General features: G+C 69.3%; 20 protein-coding genes. 13 read left to right on the top strand and 7 right to left on the bottom strand.

Features of this window, described 5'->3' with window-relative positions:
* Nucleotides 1–4 precede the first annotated feature (4 nt).
* The gene (locus tag PIR02_01955; protein ID WZH37435.1) at nucleotides 5–1,192 is read right to left on the bottom strand and encodes a class I SAM-dependent methyltransferase; all 1,188 of its coding nucleotides are present in this window, start codon (nucleotides 1,190–1,192) and stop codon (nucleotides 5–7) included.
* Between the two features lie 132 nt (nucleotides 1,193–1,324).
* On the opposite strand from PIR02_01955, the gene groES reads away from it, so the two are divergent.
* The 3 genes from groES (at nucleotide 1,325) to PIR02_01940 (ending at nucleotide 4,193) form a co-directional block, all read left to right on the top strand.
* On the top strand, nucleotides 1,325–1,621 hold the full coding sequence (groES, locus tag PIR02_01950) for a co-chaperone GroES (protein ID WZH37434.1): 297 nt from the start codon (nucleotides 1,325–1,327) through the stop codon (nucleotides 1,619–1,621).
* Nucleotides 1,622–1,759: 138 nt separating this feature from the next.
* On the top strand, nucleotides 1,760–2,701 hold the full coding sequence (rarD, locus tag PIR02_01945; GenBank protein WZH37433.1) for an EamA family transporter RarD: 942 nt from the start codon (nucleotides 1,760–1,762) through the stop codon (nucleotides 2,699–2,701).
* A 205-nt stretch (nucleotides 2,702–2,906) separates the two neighbouring features.
* The gene (locus PIR02_01940) at nucleotides 2,907–4,193 is read left to right on the top strand and encodes an ABC transporter substrate-binding protein (GenBank protein ID WZH37432.1); all 1,287 of its coding nucleotides are present in this window, start codon (nucleotides 2,907–2,909) and stop codon (nucleotides 4,191–4,193) included.
* Nucleotides 4,194–4,247: 54 nt separating this feature from the next.
* Here the strand turns inward: PIR02_01940 and PIR02_01935 are convergent, their stop codons facing one another.
* From PIR02_01935 to PIR02_01915, 5 genes are all read right to left on the bottom strand, one after another.
* Nucleotides 4,248–5,021: a hypothetical protein gene (locus PIR02_01935; GenBank protein WZH37431.1), complete on the bottom strand. Its 774-nt coding sequence runs from the start codon at nucleotides 5,019–5,021 to the stop codon at nucleotides 4,248–4,250.
* Nucleotides 5,022–5,083: 62 nt separating this feature from the next.
* Complete coding sequence (locus PIR02_01930) at nucleotides 5,084–5,866, bottom strand: ABC transporter ATP-binding protein (protein ID WZH37430.1); 783 nt, start codon at nucleotides 5,864–5,866, stop codon at nucleotides 5,084–5,086.
* Complete coding sequence (locus PIR02_01925) at nucleotides 5,866–6,798, bottom strand: ABC transporter ATP-binding protein (GenBank protein ID WZH37429.1); 933 nt, start codon at nucleotides 6,796–6,798, stop codon at nucleotides 5,866–5,868. The genes PIR02_01930 and PIR02_01925 overlap by 1 nt, the downstream gene beginning before the upstream one ends.
* A complete protein-coding gene (locus PIR02_01920; protein ID WZH37428.1) occupies nucleotides 6,791–7,771 on the bottom strand; it encodes a branched-chain amino acid ABC transporter permease in 981 nt (326 codons plus the stop codon). The genes PIR02_01925 and PIR02_01920 overlap by 8 nt, the downstream gene beginning before the upstream one ends.
* An 11-nt stretch (nucleotides 7,772–7,782) precedes the next feature.
* Nucleotides 7,783–9,081 (bottom strand): branched-chain amino acid ABC transporter permease, encoded by a 1,299-nt coding sequence (locus PIR02_01915; protein WZH37427.1) that lies wholly within the window; start codon nucleotides 9,079–9,081, stop codon nucleotides 7,783–7,785.
* Nucleotides 9,082–9,379: 298 nt separating this feature from the next.
* Between PIR02_01915 and guaB the strand changes: the two genes are divergently transcribed.
* From guaB to PIR02_01865, 10 genes are all read left to right on the top strand, one after another.
* Complete coding sequence (gene guaB, locus PIR02_01910) at nucleotides 9,380–10,882, top strand: IMP dehydrogenase (GenBank protein WZH37426.1); 1,503 nt, start codon at nucleotides 9,380–9,382, stop codon at nucleotides 10,880–10,882.
* Between the two features lie 120 nt (nucleotides 10,883–11,002).
* Nucleotides 11,003–11,308, top strand: coding sequence for a hypothetical protein (locus tag PIR02_01905; GenBank protein ID WZH37425.1), 306 nt, complete (start codon nucleotides 11,003–11,005; stop codon nucleotides 11,306–11,308).
* Between the two features lie 96 nt (nucleotides 11,309–11,404).
* A complete protein-coding gene (locus PIR02_01900) occupies nucleotides 11,405–13,093 on the top strand; it encodes an ATP-binding cassette domain-containing protein (protein WZH37424.1) in 1,689 nt (562 codons plus the stop codon).
* A 39-nt stretch (nucleotides 13,094–13,132) separates the two neighbouring features.
* A complete protein-coding gene (locus tag PIR02_01895; protein WZH37423.1) occupies nucleotides 13,133–13,798 on the top strand; it encodes a TMEM175 family protein in 666 nt (221 codons plus the stop codon).
* Between the two features lie 15 nt (nucleotides 13,799–13,813).
* Nucleotides 13,814–14,929, top strand: coding sequence for a GuaB3 family IMP dehydrogenase-related protein (locus PIR02_01890; GenBank protein WZH39067.1), 1,116 nt, complete (start codon nucleotides 13,814–13,816; stop codon nucleotides 14,927–14,929).
* Between the two features lie 13 nt (nucleotides 14,930–14,942).
* Nucleotides 14,943–15,812, top strand: coding sequence for an SURF1 family protein (locus PIR02_01885; GenBank protein ID WZH37422.1), 870 nt, complete (start codon nucleotides 14,943–14,945; stop codon nucleotides 15,810–15,812).
* A gap of 9 nt (nucleotides 15,813–15,821) precedes the next feature.
* Nucleotides 15,822–16,343, top strand: a complete 522-nt coding sequence (locus PIR02_01880) for a DUF3817 domain-containing protein (GenBank protein WZH37421.1) — start codon at nucleotides 15,822–15,824, stop codon at nucleotides 16,341–16,343.
* Nucleotides 16,340–17,920: a glutamine-hydrolyzing GMP synthase gene (gene guaA / locus PIR02_01875; protein ID WZH37420.1), complete on the top strand. Its 1,581-nt coding sequence runs from the start codon at nucleotides 16,340–16,342 to the stop codon at nucleotides 17,918–17,920. Before PIR02_01880 ends, guaA begins: the two co-directional genes overlap by 4 nt.
* Nucleotides 17,921–18,150: 230 nt before the next feature.
* Nucleotides 18,151–19,374: an MFS transporter gene (locus PIR02_01870; protein ID WZH37419.1), complete on the top strand. Its 1,224-nt coding sequence runs from the start codon at nucleotides 18,151–18,153 to the stop codon at nucleotides 19,372–19,374.
* A 25-nt stretch (nucleotides 19,375–19,399) separates the two neighbouring features.
* On the top strand, nucleotides 19,400–20,767 hold the full coding sequence (locus PIR02_01865) for a glycosyltransferase (protein ID WZH37418.1): 1,368 nt from the start codon (nucleotides 19,400–19,402) through the stop codon (nucleotides 20,765–20,767).
* Nucleotides 20,768–20,781: 14 nt separating this feature from the next.
* On the opposite strand, the gene PIR02_01860 is transcribed toward PIR02_01865, so the two are convergent.
* The gene (locus PIR02_01860; GenBank protein ID WZH37417.1) at nucleotides 20,782–21,495 is read right to left on the bottom strand and encodes an MBL fold metallo-hydrolase; all 714 of its coding nucleotides are present in this window, start codon (nucleotides 21,493–21,495) and stop codon (nucleotides 20,782–20,784) included.
* Nucleotides 21,496–21,555 lie beyond the last annotated feature (60 nt).

Genomic DNA, 21,555 nt, shown 5'->3' with positions numbered 1-21,555 from the left:
CCGCTCAGACGCGATCGGCGAGCAGGGCGAGGCGCTTCGATCCGACGCGCGTCATGATCAGGGTCGCGGTCTCGTCCCCGCGCAGCGCGAGCTTCTTGCGCAGGATCGCCGGATCGATGTCGACACCGCGCTTCTTGATCTCGAGGGTGCCCACACCCCGCGCACGCAGGGCTTGTGCGAGCTTCCTCGGGTCCGCCGGGAGCATCTCGCGTACCCGGAAAGACGAGACGAAGGGACTCGTCAGCGGGGAGTCGGAGGTCAGGTACGCGATACCGGGCGCGAGCATCCCGGCCTCGAGGGCGCGAGCGACCTCCCCGATCAGGCGCGCGCGGATGACGGCGCCGTCGGGCTCGTGCACGAAGGCCCCGAGCTCGCGCGGTTCGACGTCGGGGCTGTCGGCCGGCGCCGTGAGCTCCCACGCCTCGTCGCCCCGGACCACGAGCGCCGCGCGGCGCACGTTCTCGCGAGCGAGCGCGCCCGACCACAGTACGAGCTCGATCGTCGATCCGTCGGCACTGATCCACTGCGCTTCCACGTCGTCGGGGATCCGTTCGCGGTCGAAGCCCGGGCCGAGCTTGACCCCACCCGACTTCTCGACGAGGAGCGCGAACACCCATTCCAGCGAGGGCGACCATTCACCCGAGGCCACCTGCCGCGTCTCGGAGTGCCCCGCGGTGCGCCGAGCGGGGTCGAGCCATACGGCGTCGATCCCGTCGAGGTCGGCGTCCTCCGCGCGCGCGTGGGTCACGGTCGCGGTATCGCCGAAGGGAGCGAGGTTGTATGCGGCGATCGCGGCGGTCACCTCGTCGGCGTCGACGGCACGGACCCGGATGCCGAGCCCGGCGAGCCCCAGCGCGTCTCCACCGATCCCGCAGCCCAGGTCTGCCACGTGTGTCAGTCCCGCCGCGCGGAAGCGGCCCGCGTGCCGCGCGGCGATCGACAGCCGGGTCGCCTGCTCCAGCCCTGCGCGCGTGAAGAGCATCCGCGCGGCGAACGGCCCGAACTTCGCCGCCCCTCGCACGCGCAGTCGAGCCTGGCCGACGACCGCCGATACCAGCTCGGGGGAGTGTCCCGCGGCGCGCAGGCGCGAGACGGCGCGGGCTGCGTCGTCGGTGGACGCGATCGGCCCCACCTCGTCGAGCAGGCGGAGTCCGTCCGGGGTGAGCAGGGCGGTCAGCTCGCGGGTATCCACCTTTTCAGCCTAGGTGGGGGAATGTGTTGGCACTCGCGTTGCGTGAGTGCCAACGCTTCTCTACACTCGGATTAGCACTCTCCCCGCGTGAGTGCTGACAAGTCTTCTGTAACGAGAAAGAAGAGGTAGACCGTGTCGGTTTCCATCAAGCCGCTCGAGGACCGCATCGTCATCAAGCAGGTCGAGGCTGAGCAGACCACCGCGAGTGGGCTCGTCATCCCCGACACCGCCAAGGAGAAGCCGCAGGAGGGCGAAGTCGTCGCCGTCGGCCCCGGCCGCATCGACGACAACGGCAACCGCGTCCCCCTCGACGTCGCCGTCGGCGACCGTGTGCTCTACAGCAAGTACGGCGGCACCGAGGTCAAGTTCGGCGCCGAGGAGTACCTCGTGCTCTCGGCGCGTGACGTGCTGGCGGTCGTCGTCCGCTGATCGCGTGATCCTCTCGAAGGCCCCGGATGCCCTGGCATCCGGGGCCTTCGTCGTTCCCGGCGCCGAAAGCACGCGATGTGGCAGGAAACGGAGGGCGATCGACGTTTCCGCGGGGTGGTGCACCCGTAGGCTGGGTCGGTGACCCCCGCTCCTCCCGCTCCGACCGGCGGGAGCACGCGCGGGGCGCTGTACGCCCTGGGGGCCTACCTGCTCTGGGGCGTCCTGCCGATCTACTTCCTGCAGCTCAAGCCCACCGGCCCGTTCGAGGTCGTGGCGTGGCGGATCATCCTCGCGTTCGTCTTCTGCCTTGTTCTGCTGACGGTGCTCCGCGCGTGGCGGCCATTCCTGGCGATCGTGCGTCAGCCGCGTCTCATGGGGCTCACCGCGGTGGCGGGTGTCCTCATCTACATCAACTGGCAGACCTACCTCTATGGCGCTCTGACCGACCACGTCATCGAGACGAGTCTCGGCTACTTCATCAACCCCATCGTGACCGTCCTTCTCGGAGTCATCGTGCTGCGCGAGCGTCTGCGCCTCGTGCCGTGGATCGCCATCGGTCTCGCCGTCGTCGCGGTCGCGGTGATCGTCATCGGATACGGCGCGTTCCCCTGGATCGCCCTGACGCTGGCGTTCTCGTTCGGCTTCTACGGTCTCGTGAAGAAGCAGATCGGCCCGGCGGTGGATGCCGTGAGCGGGCTGACCCTCGAATCGCTCTGGCTCCTCCCGGTCGCCGCGATCCAGCTGGCGTTCGTCGCGAACCTGACCGGCATCACCCTCGGTACGGCGGGAGTGCTGCACACCGTGCTTCTGCTGCTCGCGGGAGCCGTCACCGCCGTCCCTCTGCTGCTGTTCGCCTCGGGCGCACGGCGCGTTCCGCTCACGGTGATCGGCCTGCTGCAGTTCGTGGCGCCCATCATCCAGTTCGCGATCGGCGTGTGGGTGCTCGGCGAGCCGATGACCGTCGAGCGGTGGATCGGCTTCGGCCTGGTGTGGGTCGCCCTGGTCGTGCTCAGCGCGGACTCGATCGTGATGTCGCGCCGTCACCGCCGTTCCGTCTCGGACGTCGCAGAGCCGGTCTGACCGGCCATATTCTGCGTTCCCCGGCCGGCCGGACGCCTCTCCTACGTCATCACGGACGTGACCGCCAGAGCCGTTATGCGGCTGTGACCGCGGCGTCGCACATCGTTAACGAACGGCAACACGACGAAAACGTGGGGCCGGTTAGGTTTAGGTCACCAGGCGGCATTCATGTGTCGCCCAACGTTCATTCACAGCAAGGAGCACTATGAACGTCTTCACGCGTACGCGCGCCGGCAAGGTCCTCGGCGGTATCGCCCTGGTCGGTGCCAGCGCGCTCGTCCTCGCCGGTTGTTCGGGTGGCGGCGGCAACGACGCCGCGGCGCCCAGCGCATCTACCGGTGGCGGCGCCGTGTCCACGGCCGACGGCACGTTCCACGTCGGGACCATCCTGCCTGCCACGGGTAACCTCGCCTTCCTCGGCCCGCCCGAGGTCGCGGGTGTCAAGCTCGCCATCAAGGACATCGAGGCCACCGGCGACGCCTTCCCGTTCAAGACCGAACTCACCGAGCGCGACTCGGGTGACACCACGACCGACATCGCGACGCAGTCCGCGACCGAGCTCGTCGACGCCGGCGCCGACGTCGTGATCGGTGCGGCCTCCTCCGGTGTGTCGTTCACCTTCATCGACCAGCTGGTCAACGCCGGCATCGTCCAGATCTCCCCGGCGAACACCTCGCCCGACTTCACCACGTACGCCGACGACGGGTACTACTGGCGTACCGCGCCGTCCGACGTGCTGCAGGGCCGCGTGCTCGGCAACCTGATGACCGGAGACGGTGCCGCCAACATCGGCATCATCTACATCAACGACCCCTACGGCATCGGCCTGAAGGACAACGCGACGACGGCCATCGAGGCCGCCGGTGGCGAGGTCTCGGTCGCGGTCCCCTACAACCCGGGTGACACCGTCTTCACGTCGCAGGTCGACGAGCTCCTCGCCGCCCAGCCCGACGCGATCGCGGTCATCGCGTTCGAAGAGACCTCCTCGATCATCCCGCAGCTGGTCAGCACCCAGGGCTACGCGGCGTCGAAGGTCTACTTCGTCGACGGTAACCTGTCGAACTCGTACGAGTTCCCGGCGGGCACGCTCCAGGGCGCCAAGGGAACCCTCCCCGGCAACCCGGCCGACACGACCTTCCAGACGCGTCTGAAGGAGGTCGACCCCGCGCTGACCGACTTCAGCTACGCGCCGGAGTCCTACGACGCCGTCATCGTCGCGGCCCTCGCCGCGGCGCAGGCCAAGGACGACTCGGGCACGGCCATCCGTGACAACCTGCAGTCGGTCTCCGAGGAGGGCGAGAAGTGCACCACCTTCGCCGACTGCCTCGCGCTGATCAACGAGGGCAAGGACATCGACTACGACGGTGTCTCCGGCCCGATCACGTTCGACGCGAACGGTGACCCCACCGAGGCGTACATCGGCATCTACCAGTACGGTGCCGACAACAAGTACACCCTGCTGAACACGGAGTTCGGCTCGCTCAACGAGTGACCTGACACCACGCGAGGGGCCCGGATCCGACAGGATCCGGGCCCCTTCCGTATGTCAGGGGGTCAGGCCGCACACCGCGGCCGTGTCCGACAGCAGTGCCGCAGCTACGGTCGATGACCGCTCCAGGGGCACGACCACCTCGCGCCCGTCGACCCGGGCGACGAGGTCGAACAGCGTCCCGACCTTGTCCTCCGCGATCGCGTGCGCGTCGCAGCGTTGGGGGACCACCGCGACGGTCACCGTCGACGCGTGGTCACCCGCGCGCACCGTCACATCCAGGGGTGTCTCGGTGCCGGCGGGGAAGCGCAACAGGGGTGTGCCGCGCAGCGCGACCAGCTCGAGGCTCCCCGCGGTGGCGTCTGCCACCGGATCGATCGAGATCCGCAGGTCGATGGCCCCTCCCGTCCCCACCGAGGCGGAGGTGGCCGAGAGACGAGCCACGGATGCCACGGCGTCCTGGTCGCACGCGGTCGCGCTCAGGCGGGCGAGCACCCCGAGCTCATCGGTGACCGGGAGTGTCACCTCCCGCGGCGCCCCGTCCTGCTCGAGGACCACCGTCGCGCGAGCGGATACGTCGTCCCTCTCACAGACCACGGCGGGGAGGAGGACGGGCAGATCCACGGTCCGTCCGGGCGTCATCGACACGGGACGTTTCGTCTGCCCACCGCCCGGTTGCGACAGCACGGCGGAGGAGAGCGTCGCCGAGGTGATGGTGAGGGCGGCATCCGAGGTGTCCGTCACCCGCAGCTGAACGCGCCCCGGAGCGATATCGCCCCGCTGCTGGACGAGCGCCACCGAGACCGGCGGCGCCGGCTCGGGCGCGCTCACGCATGACGAGAGCGCGACGCCCACCAGGGTGAGCGCCGCGCTCGCGGCATATCTGCGTCGGCTCAGGCGGGGGACTCCCCGTGGTCGCGCTTGGCGTCCTCGTCGGCGGCAAGGGTGCCGAGGTACAGCTCGATGACGCGGGGGTCGGTGAGCAGCTCGCGCCCGGTGCCGGTGTATGCGTCCTTGCCCTGATCGAGCACGTAGGCCCGGTGGCAGATCTGCAGGCAGCGGCGCGCGTTCTGCTCGACCATGATGATCGTCACCCCGGCGCGATTGATCTCGGCCACGCGGAGGAACGTCTCGTCCTGACGCACGGGCGACAGGCCGGCCGACGGCTCGTCGAGCAGGAGGACCGAGGGGTCCATCATGAGCGCCCGACCCATCGCGACCATCTGGCGCTCACCGCCGGAGAGCGAACCGGCACGCTGGCGCCGGCGCTTGGCCAGCTCGGGGAAGAGCCCCGAGACGAACTCGAACCGCTCGGCGAACACCTTGGGCCGCTGGAAAAGACCCATCTGCAGGTTCTCTTCGATCGACAGGCTCGGGAATACGTTGTTGTTCTGCGGGACCATGCCGACGCCCTTGCCGACGAGCTTGTCGGCCTTGAGCGAGGTGATGTCCTCACCATTGAGCAGGACGGCACCGCCGCGGATCTTCACCTGACCGAAGATCGCCTTGAGCAGCGTGGACTTGCCGGCACCGTTCGGACCGATGATGCCGATGAGGTCGCCCTGGTAGGCGTCGACCGTGCACCCGTTGAGGATGTTCACGCCCGGCAGGTACCCGGCCACGAGGTCGTCGGTGCGCAGGACCGCTGTGCGGGTGGTGGTGGCGGTGTCGGTCATCAGAGCTTCCCGTCCTTCTCGTCGGCGATGAGCTCCGCTTCCGCTTCCGCGGCGGCTTCGGCCTGGATGGTCTCGAGCTGCGACGTGGTCATGTCGCCGAGATCGGTGTCGTGGTGGGCGCCGAGATAGGCGTCGATGACGGCCTGGTCGCTCATCACGCTCTCGGGCGGCCCCTCGGCGACGACGCGCCCCTCGGCCATGACGACGACCCAGTCGGAGATGTGGCGCACCATGTGCATGTCGTGTTCGACGAACAGCACGCTCATCCCCTCCTTCTTCAGGTCGAGGATGTGCCCGAGCAGGCTCTGCGTCAGCGCCGGGTTGACGCCGGCCATCGGCTCGTCGAGCATGACGAGCTTCGGGTCGCTCATGAGCGCCCGCGCCATCTCGAGGAGCTTGCGCTGGCCGCCCGACAGGGACGCGGCGAAGTCCTCGCGCTTGGCGTCGAGCTTGAAACGACGCAGCAGGTCGTCGGCGCGTTCGGTGTTCTCCTTCTCCTGCGAGCTCCAGATCGAGGGGATGAGGGCGCGGAAGATGTTCTCGCCCTTCTGCCCGCGGGCACCGAGCAGCATGTTCTGCAGTACCGAGAGGCGCCCGAGCGACTTGGTCAGCTGGAAGGTGCGGACCATGCCCTTGCGGGACACCTTGAACGCGGGGACACCGGCGAGGTTCGAGCCCTCGAAGCTCCAGCGGCCTGTGTTGGGCTTGTCGAATCCCGTCAACAGATTGAACAGGGTCGTCTTACCGGCACCGTTGGGGCCGATGAGAGCGGTGATCTGTCCGCGGGGGATCTCGAGGTGCTCGACGTCGACGGCCTTCAGGCCGCCGAACTGGCGCGTGACGCTGTCGGCGACGACGATCGGATCGACCTTGGCGCAGCCGGGTCCGACCTCGCCCTTGACGAGCGGGTGGGTGACGGTCGTGTCAGACATTGAACGACAGCTCCTTCTTGTTGCCGAAGATGCCCTGTGGTCGGAAGATCACGAGGAGCATCAGTCCGATGCCGACGAGGATGAAACGCACCTGGCCCGTCTGCGTGCTGGACATGAAGCCCAGGATGCCGACGTCGCGCAGTCCCACGATGATGCCGTTCGACAGCGACAGCAGGACCCAGAACAGCATCGCTCCCACGATGGGGCCGAGCAGGGTCGCTGCTCCTCCGAGGAGGAGAGCGGTCCAGATGAAGAACGTCAGCGCGGTGCCGTAGTTACCGGGCTGCACGGCGCGGGGGAGGATGAACACCACTCCCGCGAGGCCGCCCATCACGCCACCGAGCACGAGCGCCTGCATCTTGTAGGCGTAGACGTTCTTGCCGAGGCTGCGCACGGCATCCTCGTCTTCGCGGATGCCCTTGACGACGCGGCCCCACGGGCTGCGCATGAGGAGGAAGACGAGAAGCGTCGCGATGATGACCAGACCCCAGCCGAACAGACGGACCCACCAGTCGTTGGCCGAATACGTCCACGGGCCGATGCCGTAGGTGCCGCCCGGCAGCGGGTTCAGCGCCTGGAACTCACGGTTGTATCCATTGAGGCCCTGCGAGCCGCCGGTGATGTCGGTCAGACCCACCGTCGACACGATGTACCGCACGATCTCGGCGGCGGCGATGGTGACGATCGCGAGGTAGTCGGCGCGCAGACGCAGGGTCGGGATGCCGAGGATGAAGGCGAAGAGCACCGAGGCGACGATCGCGATGAGGATCGCGAGCCACACCGGGGCCGAGAGCGACAGGGTCGCGATGGCGAAGGCGTAGGCACCGACCGCCATGAAGCCCGCTTGACCGAAGTTGAGCAGGCCGGCGTAGCCGAAGTGCACGCTGAGGCCGATCGCGGCGAGGGCGTAGGCCGCGGTGGTCGGGCTGATGAGCTCGCCCGCGGCGTTGTTGAAGATCGAAATCCAGTCCATGTCGTCGTTCCTCAACCAATCCGCTCTTTACGACCGAGCACACCTTGCGGCCGGAACAGCAGCACGCCGATGAGCACGATCAGGGCCACCGCGTACCGCAGGTCGGGTGGGATGACGATGGTCGACAGTTCCGTGATGATGCCGATGATGAGCGAGCCCACGAGCGCGCCGAACGCGCTTCCCAGACCACCCAGCGTGACGGCGGCGAACAGCAGCAGCAGGATTGCGAAGCCCATGTCCCACGTGACACCGCGGTAGAGGCCGTACAAGACACCCGACAGGCCCGTGAGGGCACCGGCGAGCACCCAGACGATGCGGATCACGCGGTCGACGTTGATGCCGGAGGCGGCCGCGAGCGAGGCGTTATCACTGACCGCGCGCGTCGCTTTACCGATGCGGGTGCGTGTGAGGAAGTAGGCCACCAGCGCGAGCATGACGATGCTGACACCCATGCTGATGATCGACGTCAGCGTCACCGTCACCGGGCCGATGGTCACGTTGTCGGTGATGCCGGTCGCGATGTTGCGCGTGCCACCGTCGAAGAAGTAGAGGTACAGGTACCGCAGGACGATCGAGAGACCGATCGTCACGATGAGCACCTGGACCAACCCGACCCCGCGTTTACGCAGAGGTTTGAACAGCACGGCATCCTGTGTCCAGCCGAGCGCGGCCGAGAGGGCCACGGTGAGCAGCACCGCCAACAGGAGGTTCCACCCCATCGCGGTGAAGACGTAGAAGATGATGGCGCCGAAGGTGAGCATCTCGCCGTGCGCGAAGTTGTTCACGCCGGTCGTGCCGAAGATCAGCGAGATGCCGATCGCCGCGAGAGCCAGCAGCAGGCCGAAGTTCAGGCCGTAGAAGAAGCGCGAGAAGAGTGTGTCCCAGATCGATCCGGCGGCGGCCGTCCCTTCGCCCGTCGGGAAGAGGACGTTGACCGTGTTGGTCGTTCCGATGCTCACGTCGCGTTTGACGTTGTCGGGATCGCGTGGGGCGACGCCGTCGGGGAGCGTGTCGACCTGCAGCTCCGCGGTGTAGGAGCCCGGTCCGGGCACCGAGACCGTCCAGCGCCCGTCGGCGCCGGTGGTGCCGACCTCCGAGAAGCCGGATCCCTCGACGAGGACTTCGACACCTTCGACCGGGTCGTCGCCGGCGCGGATGATGCCGCCGATCGTGTACTGGGTCGAGACGTCTCCGGTCCCGGCCGAGGCGGCGGGTGTCGGGGCCTGCGTGGTCTGCGCGCTCGCGGGTGACGCGAGCAGCAGACTCAGGACGGCCACGGCGCTCACGAGGAGCGACACGAGGATGGCCATGCGGGATAGGGATCGCGATCGTATCGCGGTGGGGGAGGAATGACCCACGGAGTCTCCAGTTCGGCAGCGCTGACGAAGTCGTCCCGTCAGCTTCGACGGTCGACGCTACGAGCGTAATGTGTCGCGGGTGTTTCGCCGACCGAGTCGTTAGCGAACCGTGTCATCGCGGATGCGCACCGCGGCCAGCGTCTTCGGGAACAATTCACAGCCTCTCGACGCTTAGAATCGCAGGCGGAGCGCGAAGCGCGCCGGCCGACGACGTCCCTTTCTTATAGGCGCCGCGCGCGCAGGAGGATCCATGGAGCAGCACGACCCCTTCGGTTTCATCGGACTGACCTATGACGACGTGTTGCTCCTGCCCGGGCACACCGACGTCATCCCGAGCGAAGCGGACACGTCGTCGCGGCTCACCCGTCGCATCACCGTCGCGACCCCCCTCCTCTCATCCGCCATGGACACCGTGACCGAGGCGCGCATGGCCATCGCCATCGCCCGCCAGGGCGGCATCGGGATCGTGCACCGCAACCTGTCGATCGAGGATCAGGCGGGCATCGTCGACCAGGTCAAGCGCAGTGAGTCGGGAATGGTCTCGAACCCGATCACGACGACACCGGATGCCACCGTGGCCGAGGTCGACGCGATGTGCGCGCAGTACCGCATCTCGGGTCTTCCGGTCGTCGACCCGGACGGCGTCCTCGTCGGCATCATCACGAACCGCGACATGCGGTTCGTCTCGGGCTTCGAGCGCCAGACGACCCTCGTCAAGGATGTGATGACCAAGGAGGGCCTGATCACGGGCCCCGTCGGCATCCATGCCAATGACGTCATCGCCACGTTCGCGAAGCACCGCGTCGAGAAGCTGCCGCTCGTCGACGACGAGGGCAAGCTCGCCGGCCTCATCACCATCAAGGACTTCGACAAGAGCGAGAAGTACCCCCTCGCGACGAAGGACGACCAGGGCCGGCTGCGCGTGGGCGCGGCGATCGGGTTCTTCGGCGACGCCTGGCAGCGGGCCGAGGCTCTGCGCGACGCGGGCGTCGACGTCCTCGTCGTCGATACCGCGAACGGTCAGTCGGCGGGTGTGATCGACATCGTCACGCGCCTCAAGGCCGACGAGTCGTTCGCCCACATCGACGTCATCGGCGGCAACGTCGCGACCCGTGAAGGTGCGCAGGCGCTCATCGACGCGGGAGTGGATGCCGTCAAGGTCGGCGTCGGCCCCGGGTCGATCTGCACGACCCGCGTGGTCGCCGGTGTCGGTGTGCCGCAGGTCACGGCCATCTACGAGGCCGCGCAGGCCGCAATCCCCGCCGGGGTGCCCGTGATCGCCGACGGTGGTCTGCAGTACTCCGGCGATATCGCCAAGGCCCTCGTCGCCGGAGCCGACACGGTGATGCTCGGCTCGCTTCTGGCCGGCACCGACGAATCGCCGGGCGAGATCGTGTTCCAGGGCGGGAAGCAGTTCAAGCAGTACCGCGGAATGGGATCGCTCGGTGCGCTGCAGACCCGCGGCAAGAAGACCTCCTACTCCAAGGACCGCTACTTCCAGGCCGACGTGCCGAGCGACGACAAGCTCATCCCCGAGGGGATCGAGGGTCAGGTGCCCTACCGGGGGCCCGTATCGGCGGTGGCCTATCAGCTCATCGGCGGCCTGCGGCAGTCGATGTTCTACGTCGGTGCCCGCACCGTCGAGGAGCTCAAGTCGAAGGGGCGCTTCGTCCGCATCACCTCGGCGGGGCTGAAGGAGTCGCACCCGCACGACGTGCAGATCGTCGTCGAGGCGCCGAACTACAAGAAGTAATCCCCGTACCGAAGGGCCGGGCCGGTGGCTGCCCGGCCCTTCGCCGTGTGCGGGTGAGGCGACGGATGACGAATCGCATGTCGACATGCAGGGCCGCCGCTGCGCCCGTAGCCTTTCGGGGTGCGAATGCGTCTCACCTCTCTTGCACCGGAATCGTGGCCGCACCTGCTGTCGTGGCTTGTGCCGGGTCTCGCTCTCGGGTGTGGGAGCTTTCTCGCGCTGGCGAACAGCGTGACGGTGTGGGTACCGAGCGCGCACGATGCGTTCGGTGTCGACACCTTCGTCGCCGAATCCGTGGTGCTATGGCCGGCCGGGCTCGTCCTCCTCGGCGCGGGTGTCATAGCGTTGACAGCGACATCGCTCGTGGAGTCGCTCCGCGATGACGCGAGGGAATCGGAACCGGAGCCCGAGGACGCCGTTCTGTAGACTGGTCGGCTCGCTTCTCGGCGGGCCGACCGGTGACCGGGGTTCGCGCCCGGCGGTCGTCATCACCGCCACAAGCGGTCGACCCGGGAACTCGCCATGGGATACCTCGACCTCACCGCCATCTCCTTCGTCCTCCCCGACGGTCGACCCCTTCTCGATGAGGTGACGTTCCGGGTGGGAGAAGGCGCCACGACGGCGCTGGTCGGCCCCAACGGCGCGGGGAAGTCCACGTTGCTGCGCATCGTCCGGGGCGAGGAGAAAGCGCACGGGGGAGCCGTCTCGATCGGCGGAACCCTCGGGGTGATGGACCAGTTCATCGGCCACGGACGCCCGGAAGAGACCGTGCACGACCTTCTCGTGACGGTGTCTCCGGCGCGCATCCGCCGCGCGGCACGTGAGCTCGAGGCATCCGAGAATGCCCTCATCGAGCGCGACGACCTCGACACGCAGATGCGGTACGCCGCGGCACTCGCCGACTACGCCGACGCCGGGGGCTACGAGCACGAGACCGTGTGGGACACCTGCACGATCGCCGCACTGGGAGTGCCCTACGACCGCGCTCGTTTCCGCGAGCTGGCGACGCTGTCGGGCGGGGAACAGAAGCGGCTCGCCCTCGAATCGCTGCTGCGCGGCCCCGGCGACGTGCTGCTGCTGGACGAGCCCGACAACTACCTCGACGTCCCCGGGAAGAGATGGCTCGAAGACCAGCTGCGGGCCACGGCGAAGACCGTCCTTCTCGTGTCGCACGATCGCGAGCTCTTGGCCCGGGCCGCCGACCGCATCGTCACGCTCGAGACCGGGAGCGCGGGAAGCACGGCGTGGGTGCACGGCGGGGGCTTCGAGACGTACGCCGCCGCCCGCGACGACCGGATGGCGCGTCTCGACGAGCTGCGGCGCCGCTGGGACGAGGAGCACGAGAAGCTTCGCGCCCTCGTCGCCCGGATGAAGGTGGCCGCCGCGGCGAACGACGGCTTCGCCTCGCGCTACCAGGCGGCCGTCACGCGCCTGACGAAGTTCGAGACAGCGGGCCCGCCGCAGGAGAGGCCGCCCGAGCAGGATCTGCAGCTGCGTCTGCGGGGCGCTCGCACCGGCAAGCGCGCGGTGGTCGCCGAGCGGCTCGAGCTGACCGGCTTGATGCAGCCGTTCGATCTCGAAGTATGGTTCGGCGACCGCGTCGCGGTGCTCGGGTCCAACGGGTCGGGGAAGTCCCACTTCCTTCGCCTGCTCGCCGGCGGAGGCACAGACCCTGATGCGCGCCTCGGGCACGTGACCAGCGTGGGCGCCGGACTGGAGCGCGTCGCGCACACCGGTCGCGCCATCCTGGGGGCGCGCGTGGTGCCCGGGTGGTTCGCCCAGACTCATCGGCATCCGGAGTTCGTCGGCCGTTCGCTGCTCGATCTGCTCCACCGCGGTGACGACAACCGCGGGGGGATGCCTCGGGATGCCGCGAGCTCGGCCCTGGACCGATACGGGCTCGTGGCCCAAGCCGAGCAATCGTTCGAGACCCTGAGCGGCGGGCAGCAGGCGAGGTTCCAGGTCTTGCTCCTCGAGCTTTCGGGGGTGACCCTGCTGCTGCTCGACGAGCCCACCGACAACCTCGACCTGGCCTCGGCGGAGGCGCTCGAGGATGCGCTCGCGCGATTCGAGGGGACGGTTCTCGCCGTCACGCACGACCGATGGTTCGCGCGCTCGTTCGATCGCTTCCTCGTGTTCGGGTCCGATGGACGCGTGTACGAGTCGCCCGAGCCGGTCTGGGACGAGAAGAGGGTCGTGCGAACGCGTTGACCTCGTCGTGGGGGAGGGGCGCGCCGATACGCTGAGCCCATGTTCGGTCGACGCTCCCACCCCCGCGCCACGGTCTCCGTGCGTCGAGTGGAGGCGTTCACCGACGGCGTCTTCTCCATCGCTGCGACCCTGCTCGTCCTGGGGCTCACCGATCAGCACTTCGACGACGTCAGCACCGATGCCGGGCTCGCATCGGCCTTGGCGGGCCTCGGCCAGCCGGTGCTCACCTTCGTCCTGTCGTTCCTGCTTCTCGGACTCATGTGGCGCACCCACGTGGAGCAGTTCGAGCACATCACCCGTATCGACAGTCTCGGCATCTGGATCAACACGCTCCGCCTCCTGGCGGTGGTCTTCGTGCCCTTCTCGTCGGCTCTGAACACCGACCACGGCGACCTCATCCTGGGGCGCATGCTCCTGCCCCTGAACTTCTTCGCCGTGGTCCTGCTCGGATGGGTGCAATGGGTCTGGGCGGCGAGGTCGGGAGCGATACCCGACCTCGAGCCCGACGCCGCGCGGCGGTTCGGGCGTGGCGGCCTGAGCGCGACGATCGTCGGCGCCGTCGTGGTGGCGCTGAGCCCGTGGCTCGGGCCGTGGGCCTTCCTGCTGTACCTCGCCGACCGGCGCCTGACCCGTCTCCTCGGCGGAGCGGACCTGCCGCCCGCCGAGCGGGTGGATCCGGGCGGCGGTGCCGAGGGTCGCGGGTAGGCTGGGCGGGTGACCATGGAGATCGATCTCGGCCGCGCCAAGCGCGCCCGCCGCGCGTACACGTTCGACGACATCGCGGTCGTGCCGTCGCGGCGCACGCGCAACCCCGAAGACGTCTCGACCGCGTGGACGATCGATGCGTTCCCGTTCGAGATCCCGGTGCTGGGCGCCCCGATGGACTCCGTCGTCAGCCCGCGCACCGCAATCGAGCTCGGCCGACTCGGCGGGCTCGGCGTGCTCGACCTCGAGGGCCTGTGGACCCGGTACGACGACCCCGAGCCGCTCCTGGCCGAGATCGCGACCCTGCCCGACGCCGATGCGACGCGGCGGATGCAGCAGTTGTACTCGGAGCCGATCAAGCCCGAGCTCGTGCGCGATCGCCTCGCCGAGATCCGTGCCGCCGGAGTGACCGTCGCCGGTGCCCTGACGCCGCAGCGGACCCAGGACCTGTACGAGACCGTCGTCGCGGCGGGCGTCGACCTGTTCGTCATCCGCGGGACGACGGTGTCGGCCGAGCACGTCTCGAGCGTCGCCGAGCCGCTCAACCTCAAAAAGTTCATCTACGACCTCGACGTTCCCGTGATCGTCGGCGGCGCGGCCACGTATACGGCCGCCCTCCACCTCATGCGGACGGGCGCCGCGGGTGTCCTCGTCGGATTCGGAGGGGGAGCGGCTTCCACCAGCCGAGTCACCCTGGGTCTGCACGCGCCCATGGCCACGGCGGTCGCCGATGTGGCCGGCGCACGCCGCGACTACCTCGACGAGTCGGGCGGGCGCTACGTCCACGTCATCGCCGACGGCGGCGTCGGCACGTCGGGCGACATCGTGAAAGCGCTGGCGATGGGAGCGGATGCCGTCATGCTCGGCGTCGCCCTCGCCCGCGCCACCGACGCTCCCGGCCGCGGCTTCCACTGGGGACCTGAGGCTCACCACGCGAAGCTTCCCCGTGGTCGCCGGGTCGCCGTCGACCGCGTCGGTCCGCTCGAGCAGGTGCTCTACGGTCCCGCGCCCGTCGCCGACGGCACGGCCAACCTGATCGGCGCCGTGAAGAAGTCGATGGCCACCACCGGGTACTCCGACCTCAAGGAGTTCCAGCGCGTCGAGGTCGTCGTGGCCCCGTACGGGCACTGATGCCGGAGTCCGCGTGACCACGCCCCCCGCTGTCCAACCGACCATCCCCGAGGTCTTCCCGCCGACGCTGCGCGAGGTGATGCTGCGTCCGCGATGGATCGCGCTGCTGGCGTTCTCTCTCGTGGTCGCGGGGGTGCTCGCGTGGTTGGGGCAGTGGCAGCTGGGTCGCGCCGTCGACACCGCGCCGCCCGAGCCCGGGATGACCGAGGTAGTGCGTCCGTTGAGCGAGGTGGCCCAGCCGGGCGCGTATCTCGCGGAGCCCCTCGTGGGACAGCGCGTCGAGACCACCGGCCGCTGGATCCCCGAGGACTTCATCATCGTGTCGTCGCGCTTCAACGATGACGTGGAGGGGTACTGGGTCACGGGGCAGCTCCGCGTCGACGACGGCGGGAAGCCGGCATCCCTCGCGGTGGCTCTCGGCTGGGCTCCCACGATCGAGGAGGCCGACGCCGCCGCCGATGAGCTTCGCGCGACCGCCGAGGCCGACCCGACCGCCGAAGTCGACGTCACGGGACGCCTGATCTCCGACGAGGGGCCCGCTCGCCCGTCGGCGGGGGTCGACCCGCAGACGCTTCCTCGTATGTCGCCCGCGATGCTGCTGGGGCGCTGGCACGACATCGACGGCGTCGCGGTGTATCGCCAGTACGTGGCCTCGCAGACGGCGATCGGACCCCTCGACGCGATCTCGTCACCCGCGCCCGACGAACGCTCCCGGGTCAACTGGCTCAACATCTTCTACGCGGCCGAATGGGCGATCTTCGCGGGCTTCGCGCTGTACCTCTGGTACCGCTTGGCGCGCGACGCGTGGGAGAAGGAGGTCGAAGACCTCGAAGACGCCCAGACCGAGGCGCTCGAGGCGGGGGCAGCGGTTCCCCGCGACTAGACTCGGGTCATGCCGCGTCCCCCGAAACTCGCCTCGTTCCCGGCGATCCGCGGAGCCCTGACCTTCTACCAGATCTGCTCGATCATCACGGGTATCGGCCTCCTGCTGCTGGTCGCCGAGATGATCCTGAAGTACACCCCCATTCACGTGGAGCTGTTCCTGGGTGGATCGGGCGGGTTCCTCTGGTTCGCGGATGCCATCGCCGGCCCCGGATGCCAGTGGTTCTCGCTCTTCATCCCCGGCGGTGACGGCTGCGAGATGATCTCCACTGGCGACGGCGTCAACGTCTCGCTCGCGATCCTTGTGGTCCATGGCTGGTTCTATGTCGTGTACCTCATCTCGTGCTTCCGCGTGTGGAGCCTGATGCGCTGGCCTTTCCGCCGCTTCGTCTTCCTCGCCCTGGGCGGCGTGGTGCCGTTCCTCTCCTTCATCCTCGAGGTGCGCACCGCCCGCGGCGTGCGCGCCTACCTCGCCGAGCGGGAGGCCGCCCAGGCCTCCGCTCCCGTCCCCGCCCCGGAGGGCAACCGGTGACCGAACAGACAGAAACGTCCCAGCGCCCCGTCCTCGTCGTCGACTTCGGCGCCCAGTACGCCCAGCTGATCGCCCGTCGTGTCCGCGAAGCGGGCGTGTACAGCGAGATCGTGCCGCACACCGCGACGGCCGAAGACATCGCCGCGAAGAACCCCGTCGGCATCATCCTCTCCGGCGGCCCGTCGTCGGTCTACGAAGAGGGCGCGCCCAGCCTCGACACCGGCGTGTTCGACCTCGACGTGCCGACGCTCGGCATCTGCTACGGCTTCCAGGTGATGGCCAAGGCGCTCGGCGGGGAGGTCGCCAACACCGGGCTCCGTGAGTACGGAGCAACGGATGTCACGGTCGTCACCGAGGGCACCCTGCTCCAGGGTCAGCCCGTCGACCAGAACGTGTGGATGAGCCACGGTGATCAGGTCTCGCGCGCTCCCGAAGGCTTCGAGGTCCTCGCTCGCACCGCACACACGCCGGTCGCCGCATTCGCGAACGACGCTCGCCGCATGTACGGCGTGCAGTGGCATCCCGAGGTCAAGCACTCCGACCACGGCCAGCGCGTGATCGAGAACTTCCTGCACCGCGCGGCGGGCCTGCCCGCCGACTGGAACAGCGGCAATGTGATCGCCGAGCAGGTCGAGCGCATCCGACAGCAGGTCGGCTCGAGCCGTGTGATCTCGGCCCTGTCGGGAGGCGTCGACTCCGCCGTCTCGACCGCGCTCGTGCACGAGGCCGTCGGCGACCAGCTCATCGCCGTCTTCGTCGACCACGGGCTGCTCCGTCAGGGGGAGCGCGAGCAGGTGGAGAACGACTATGTCGCGTCCACCGGCGTCAAGCTCATCACGGTCGATGCGCGCGAGACGTTCTTGAACGCCCTCGCCGGGGTCAGCGACCCCGAGCAGAAGCGCAAGATCATCGGCCGCGAGTTCATCCGAGCGTTCGAGAAGGTCCAGGCCGACCTCGTCGCGGAGGCTGCGGCCGAGGGCGAGCAGGTGCGTTTCCTCGTGCAGGGCACGCTCTACCCCGACGTCGTGGAGTCGGGCGGCGGCGCCGGCACAGCCAACATCAAGAGCCACCACAACGTCGGCGGATTGCCCGAAGACCTGCAGTTCGAGCTCGTCGAGCCGCTGCGCACCCTGTTCAAGGACGAGGTGCGCGCGATCGGCCGGGAATTGGGCCTGCCCGAAGCGATCGTCGGACGCCAGCCCTTTCCGGGGCCCGGCCTTGGCATCCGCATCGTGGGTGAGGTCACCGCTGACCGTCTCGAGATCCTGCGTGCGGCCGACGCCATCGCCCGCGCCGAGCTGACCAAGGCGGGCCTCGACGACGAGATCTGGCAGTGCCCCGTCGTGCTTCTCGCCGACGTGCGCTCGGTCGGCGTGCAGGGAGATGGTCGCACCTACGGTCACCCGATCGTGCTGCGCCCCGTCTCGTCCGAGGACGCCATGACGGCGGACTGGACGCGCTTGCCCTACGACGTGCTGTCCAAGATCTCCAACCGCATCACCAACGAGGTGAAGGACGTCAACCGCGTCGTGCTCGACGTGACGTCGAAGCCGCCGGGGACCATCGAGTGGGAGTGAGCTTCGGCTGACTTCCGGCCCCCGCTACGACGCCGTCGTCCGGCTCCGGGGTGCCGTCGTCGAATCGAAAGCGGGGCCCCTGACCCCGATCGGCTCGAAGACGACACCCCTCCGCCGGACGGCGGCGTCGTTGCTGTGTCGTCGCCTGCGTCGGGGGTAAGGTGGCGGGGTCGGCGATCAGCCCTCGGGAATGTCCCGGGTTCGTCCGGCCAGAACGGCACAGGTCTTCCATGGCCCGTCTCGACTTCTCCGGCTACCGCGAGGCGCTGCGCGCCCCGGGAGCCCCCTGGTTCAGCATCGCCGGGTGGGTGGGGCGCTTCCCGCGGGGCACGCTCAACCTCGGCGTCATCCTGCTCGTCCAGGCGGTCACGGGGAGCTTCGCGCTCGCCGGGGCCGTCGCCGCGGCGTTCGTGGTGGGGATGGCGGTCGCCGGACCCGTGTGGTCTCGGCTCATGGACCGCCACGGTCAGCGACCGGTGCTGTTCGTCGCGGCCGCTGCGCTCATGCTCTCCACCGCGGTGTTCATCCTCGCCGTGCGAGGTCAGACGCCGGTCGCGGTCTGGTTCGTGCTGGCTCTCGTGGCGGGGGCCGTCTCGGTGGACGTGGCGCCGGCCGTCCGCGCGCGGTGGAGCGCCTTGGTCGCCCCGGAGCGGCGCCACAGCGCGTACGCGCTCGAGTCGATCGCTGACGAGAGCGTCTTCGTCATCGCTCCTCCGCTGTTGACGCTCGTCGCTGCGTTGTGGGCTCCCCCGGCGGGCCTCGCCCTCGTCGTCGTCGTCGGTGCGATCGGGCTGGTGTGGCTCGGCGCGCTCCATCGTTCTCAACCGCCGCGCGTGCGCCGCGGCGGGCCGAGAGTGAGGGTGTTGCCGCCTGCCGGCATCCTGCCCGTCACCGCGGCATGGATCGGCGTGGGGGCGATGTTCGGGTCCTTCGATGTCACGAGCATCGCCTGGGCGGATCGCACGGGATCTCCGTGGCTGGCGGGAATCATGATGGCCGCACTGGCGGTGGGGAACACCGCCGGCGCGTTCGTCTACGGGGCGCTGCGGCTGCGGGTGTCGCTGCGCGCTCGGTGGCTCGCGGGCAGTGCGCTGCTCGCGGTCGGCTGTCTCGTCCTGCCGCTCGCTGCGGACACACTGCTCGCCCTCGTCGCCGCCGCGGTGGTGGGGGCGGTGATCGGTCCGGTCCTCGTCTCGGGATACGCCCTCGTCGAGGCACGGGCGGACCGCGATCGTGTCACGGAGCTGCTCGCCTATCCGTCGCTCGGCGTCGGTGTCGGCATCCCGCTCGGCTCCACGCTCGCCGGCATCGGTCTCGACGCGGTCGGGCCGGTGGTGGGATTCACCGTGATGGCGGTCAGCTGTGTCGCCATCGTCGTGCTCGGCGGCGTCGGGGAGCTGCTGCTGTCGCTCCGCACGCGGGGTGTCGTGACGCGGCAGCGGCGCTCGGCCTGAGCGGCCGATAGGAGAGGATGGGGACGTGACCGACGCCCCGTTCCCCGACGCCTGGTACCTCATCCTCTCGAGCCGTCTCATTCCCGATCTCGACGGGGGCTACACGATCTCGACGCTCGCTCGCGCGCGGCAGATGGCGGAGGCCGGCGTGGAGCCTCTGCTCTTCACCGTCGATCCGGGAACGCCCGAGGCCCACGCGCAGCATCGCGCGATGTTCGTCGAGCGCGGTGCCGCGGCGGCATCCGGGATGTTCCGCAATCTCTTCGACGAGGCCGTCGCCCCCCGGGGCGGAGCCGCCGACTGGGTGCGTGCTGCGGCGGTGCCGGGCGAGGCCGACCCGGCTCTCGAATATCGTGAGGTCGCCGGGGGCGCGATCGCGCTGCCGAACGTGATCGACCCCGACTGGCACCTGACGATGGCGCCGATCGTCATCCGGGATGCCAAGCGTGAGACCGTCGGCGTCATTCCGGGATTCGGCGCGCTGTATCGCGCGTGGCTGTCGCAGGTCGTCACCGGCCTGCGGGCCGAGACGCCGCGGCCCGTCGTCGTCATCTGCGAGTCGCGTCAGCTCGGTGAGCTGATCGTGGGCTGGGGTGACGACGATGTCCGCATCGTCCACACGGTGCACACGATCCACCTCGAGGCCCCGTACCGCGACGACTCCGCCCTCAACGCCCTGTGGACGCGCTGGTTCGAGATCGCTCCCCGTTTCGACGCGGTACTGTGGCCGACGGCGCACCAGCGTGACGACGTGCGCGCGCGGTTCGGCGGCGCCGCGAACGATCTGGTGGCCCCGCACGCCGTCACCGGCCCCGAGCAGGTGGTTCCCTCGGCGGAGCGTGATCCGGGCCGGGTCGTCGTTCTCGGGCGCCTCGCGCCGGGCAAGCGCCTCGGTCCCGCGATCCGTGCTTTCGCGCGCGTCGTGGCACGGGCCCCGGCGGCACGCCTCGAGCTGTGGGGCGCGGGGGCGCAGCGGGCGGAGCTCGAATCCCTGATCGGCGAGCTCGGGCTCGCCGAGGCCGTCGCTCTCCCTGGACTCACGACCGACCCCGGCGCGGTGCTCGACCGCGCGGCGGTCTACCTCACGACCTCCGCCTTCGAGGGGCAGGGGCTCGCTCTCGCCGAGGCCCTCGCGCACGGTACCCCGGCGGTGGCGTACGACATCCGCTACGGCCCCCGCGACATGCTCGCCGGGGGAGGCGGCATCCTGGTGCCCGATGGCGACGATGACGCGCTCGTCGACGCGCTGGTGCAGCTGCTGACGGATGACGGGCTGCGGGAGCGGCTGTCGGTGGAGGCGGCGCACGCGGCATCGCAGCTGAGCCCTGCCCGGGCGATGCACACCTTGGCGGCCGCGTGCAGCGAGGCCTTGTCTCGTCCGCGGCGCCGCTGAGACCATCCGCTGTCTCAGCGGCGTGCGGCCTCGTGCACGAGCCGAACGGCCTCGGCGGGTGAGCCGTGGAACGCGGGCCCGTGCCCGGGGAGGACCCAGTCGGCGTCGAGGTCGGCGATCCGGGCGAGGGAGGCGAGAGCCACGTCGGGGGCGTCGGTGAAGGGCGCGGGTCCGGGCCCGGTGCGGCCGGTCAAGACGTGCCGGGTCGTGAGCGCGTCGCCGACGAAGACCGCGCGCACCTCGGCGGAGAAGACCGCGATGCTCCCGGGCGAGTGACCGGGCATGCCGATCACGCGGGGCGCGCCGGGAAGATCGAGCGCCGTGTCGTCGTCGATCTCGATCACCTCGGTGAGCCACTGGGGGCGCATACCCTTGCGGATACCGTAGGCGGCGAAGCTCAGCATCGGGCCCAGTCGCATCGGGCCGACGGGGTTCTTCGGCTTGTCGCCGCCGCGGGCGCGGTCGGCGTCGGCGGAGTGGACGAAGACCGGGATGCCGTGATCGCGGCGCAGTCGTTCGGCGAAACCCACGTGGTCGCTGTCGCCGTGGGTGAGGATGACGCCGCGGATCTCGTCGAGGCGGCGGCCGACGGCATCCAGTCGTCGGGCCAGATCGGCGTACATGCCGGGGAGCCCGGCGTCGACGAGGGTGATGCCCTCGGGAGTGGCGATCAGGTACGAGGCGACGATGTCGTTGCCGATCCGGTGGAGGGAGGGGGCCAGCTGCATGGGAAGCCTTTCGCGTGATGGCTACGGACAATAGCCATGATAGCTTATGAGCATAGCCAT

Source organism: Microbacterium enclense (assembly GCA_038182865.1).
Taxonomy (GTDB): Bacteria; Actinomycetota; Actinomycetes; order Actinomycetales; family Microbacteriaceae; genus Microbacterium; species Microbacterium enclense_B.
The sequence above is the reverse complement of the archived record's forward strand: the minus strand, read 5'-3'. Positions and strand labels throughout refer to the sequence as shown.

Coding starts and splice junctions, on each gene's coding strand:
- PIR02_01900 (WZH37424.1), top strand. CDS start 11,405: ATGGGATACCTCGACCTCACCGCCATCTCCTTCGTCCTCCCCGACGGT.
- PIR02_01930 (WZH37430.1), bottom strand. CDS start 5,866: ATGACCGACACCGCCACCACCACCCGCACAGCGGTCCTGCGCACCGAC.
- PIR02_01940 (WZH37432.1), top strand. CDS start 2,907: ATGAACGTCTTCACGCGTACGCGCGCCGGCAAGGTCCTCGGCGGTATC.
- PIR02_01870 (WZH37419.1), top strand. CDS start 18,151: ATGGCCCGTCTCGACTTCTCCGGCTACCGCGAGGCGCTGCGCGCCCCG.
- PIR02_01925 (WZH37429.1), bottom strand. CDS start 6,798: ATGTCTGACACGACCGTCACCCACCCGCTCGTCAAGGGCGAGGTCGGA.
- PIR02_01890 (WZH39067.1), top strand. CDS start 13,814: ATGGAGATCGATCTCGGCCGCGCCAAGCGCGCCCGCCGCGCGTACACG.
- PIR02_01880 (WZH37421.1), top strand. CDS start 15,822: ATGCCGCGTCCCCCGAAACTCGCCTCGTTCCCGGCGATCCGCGGAGCC.
- PIR02_01860 (WZH37417.1), bottom strand. CDS start 21,495: ATGCAGCTGGCCCCCTCCCTCCACCGGATCGGCAACGACATCGTCGCC.
- PIR02_01920 (WZH37428.1), bottom strand. CDS start 7,771: ATGGACTGGATTTCGATCTTCAACAACGCCGCGGGCGAGCTCATCAGC.
- PIR02_01895 (WZH37423.1), top strand. CDS start 13,133: ATGTTCGGTCGACGCTCCCACCCCCGCGCCACGGTCTCCGTGCGTCGA.
- guaB (WZH37426.1), top strand. CDS start 9,380: ATGGAGCAGCACGACCCCTTCGGTTTCATCGGACTGACCTATGACGAC.
- PIR02_01915 (WZH37427.1), bottom strand. CDS start 9,081: ATGGCCATCCTCGTGTCGCTCCTCGTGAGCGCCGTGGCCGTCCTGAGT.